The organism is Okeania sp. (assembly GCF_983059655.1).
Genome location: NZ_CEZPJD010001021.1, coordinates 1 through 2383, shown reverse-complemented (window position 1 = coordinate 2383; position 2383 = coordinate 1). Strand labels below are relative to the sequence as shown.

3 protein-coding genes are annotated in these 2383 nt (G+C 31.2%); all 3 read right to left on the bottom strand.

All coding sequences use genetic code 11. From position 1 onward, the window contains the following. Nucleotides 1-110 precede the first annotated feature (110 nt). Complete coding sequence (locus tag AC3DU7_RS31315) at nt 111-278, bottom strand: EF-hand domain-containing protein (RefSeq protein ID WP_488043135.1); 168 nt, start codon at nt 276-278, stop codon at nt 111-113. A gap of 119 nt (nt 279-397) precedes the next feature. Then, nucleotides 398-1420 carry an IS701 family transposase gene (locus AC3DU7_RS31310; protein WP_488043133.1) on the bottom strand — a complete coding sequence of 341 codons (1023 nt, stop codon included), beginning with the start codon at nt 1418-1420 and terminating at the stop codon, nt 398-400. 238 nt (nt 1421-1658) lie between these two features. Beyond that, on the bottom strand, nt 1659-1892 hold the full coding sequence (locus AC3DU7_RS31305; RefSeq protein ID WP_488043134.1) for an EF-hand domain-containing protein: 234 nt from the start codon (nt 1890-1892) through the stop codon (nt 1659-1661). Nucleotides 1893-2383: the final 491 nt, after the last annotated feature.

Here is a 2383-nt window from a genome sequence, read left to right as displayed (position 1 = left end):
TAGTGATGAAAAAACTTTCTCCTTCTCTTCTTCTTTCTTCCCTTCTGTTTGCGGAGCATTCCGTAGGAAATTCTGACTCCTGACTCCTGCAGTAGTTTATTTATAACTATTCAACCGGACATGATATAATCTGCGAGACCATTACCATCGACATCAGCTTGTTGCATCAAGGTTTCGATGTCGCGATCGTTGATATTAATATTTAACCTATCAAGTAACTCTCGTAGTTCATCAGTTGAGATAGTGCCGTTATCATCCAAATCAATTAGGCGAAAAATCTCTCAGGACTTACGCAAAGACACTATATATAGTGTATGTAAAATAGAGCGATCGCTACAAAATTTTAAGCGATCGCCTCAAGACAAGTACCATTGTTAAAACAAGGGTAAAAAAACATCTATAAAATAAAAATAGCCCTGAATTTTATTGTGGGCTTTTTCAGTTCTTGGACCAAATAATCTGAGAGTAATTCATTTTTAACTTTATAGATGGTTTTTCCTATTTTTGCTGCTAATCTTTTTAAAAAATTCCAGACTAACATCCCACAGGCTATATGATTTTTCTGAATTTGTCTGAGACGACATTGACAGAATTCTATACCTGTTAATTGCTTAATTTCCCTGTGAAATTCTTCAATTTTCCATCTGGTTTGAGACTCAAACTCTACCGCATCTACTGAAGATTGAGTTAAGTCATTAGTCGCAATATATTCTGTCCTGTTGGTAGAAACAGTTGCCCAGAATAGTTTAACTTTCTTATCCCTTGGAAAACCTTTGATTTTAATTATTTTACCTGATATTTTTTCTAATTTATTCCAACTTAACTCTCCTATCTTTTTATATTTTTCTAGACCTCCAGTATCATCTACTAGACGATTTATTTTTAAGGGACAGTAATAAATTTTTTCTAAGTTATCTACCAACGCCATTAATCTTTGTGTTGCATACCAACTATCCATTAATACAGTCTTAAATGGTATTTTTTTCTGATTTACTACAGAAAAAATCATTTCTTCTACATGATCTATTTTGCTTTTTTTATTAGTTTCCGGGTCATAAATTCGATAATCTATAAGCCAAAATTCTTCGATTTCTGGATTAAAATATATACAATTTACTATCCCTATACCACGGATTACTCTATGGTCATTACCACTATACTGTCGCCGGACTAACTCAATTTTATTACTATGTTCCTTATTAATAACTGTATCATCAAATATTAAATAACCTTCTGTATTAGTTACAATTTCCTCTTGAATATTTTCCCATAAATCCTGGCTATCAAAATTTTCTATTTTCAGATAACGATTTATCGTGTCATGGCTAATATTTTCTAGATGGTTTGCTAAATTTGTGATGGTATAATTTGTATGAGAACTAAGTAAATATTGACAGTAATCAATATAGTTAAAATTCATATTGTTACCTCGCTCTTAATCATAATATTATTATATAATAAGCGTGAGTATTTGGGTGGAATTTATTGACAATTCACAACATTAATAATTATGAAAATTAACTATATTAGCGTGTCTTTATATAAGTTATGATGATTTTATGATTCAGGCGATCGCTTAAAAATTTATAGCGATCGCTATATTTGACATACGCTATATATAGTGTCTTTGCGTAAGTCCTGTCTCTAATAAATCGTTTTTAGAAGTTATATCTACATTTATTTAAAATCCATTGAGAAAATTCGTCAAACTTAATCGTATTGCTTACATCTTGATCGGTACTAATGAAAATGGACTTTATATCTTCAGTATTTGGGTTCATTCTCAGAGAACACAGAACATTCATTACCTCTTCAGGTGATAATGAGCCATTACCATCAGTATCAAATGAATCAAAGACTTGTTTCAATTCATCAAGAGATAATTGTGTAATATCATGTCCGGTTGAATAATTAGACTTTGGTGGAAGGAAGGCAGAAGGCAGGAGGCAGGAGGCAGAAGGTTTTCTCCTGTTGTTACCTTAATTTTATACACGCTCCGATGCTACCGGACATGATATAATTTGTTTAGACATTACTTAAATATTTTTTGAAATTATACCGTTATTCTTTGCTCAGATTAATCCTACATTTAAAGTTCGGATTAGTGCAATTCAATTCTACTTGAGTTTGGACTAATTTGTACTTAAAAGCAATAAAAAGGATGGATTGCAGGAGAAATTTACCTATTTGAAATAGTCTATAATTAAAGAGTTTTTCTAAGTAATCAAAAAAATTTTTAACTTATTTGAATCATGAGGAGAATAAATATTATGACTCAAGCTTCCGTGGAAAATAATACAGCTCTTAAAATAATTTTAGAAGCAATTGACCGAAAAATCGTGGGTATGCGCCTCCCCTTTTAAGGGGATAAAAAAAAAATAAT

Excerpts from the sequence above, each read along its gene's own strand:
- AC3DU7_RS31310 (WP_488043133.1), bottom strand. The coding sequence starts at position 1,420 with ATGAATTTTAACTATATTGATTACTGTCAATATTTACTTAGTTCTCAT.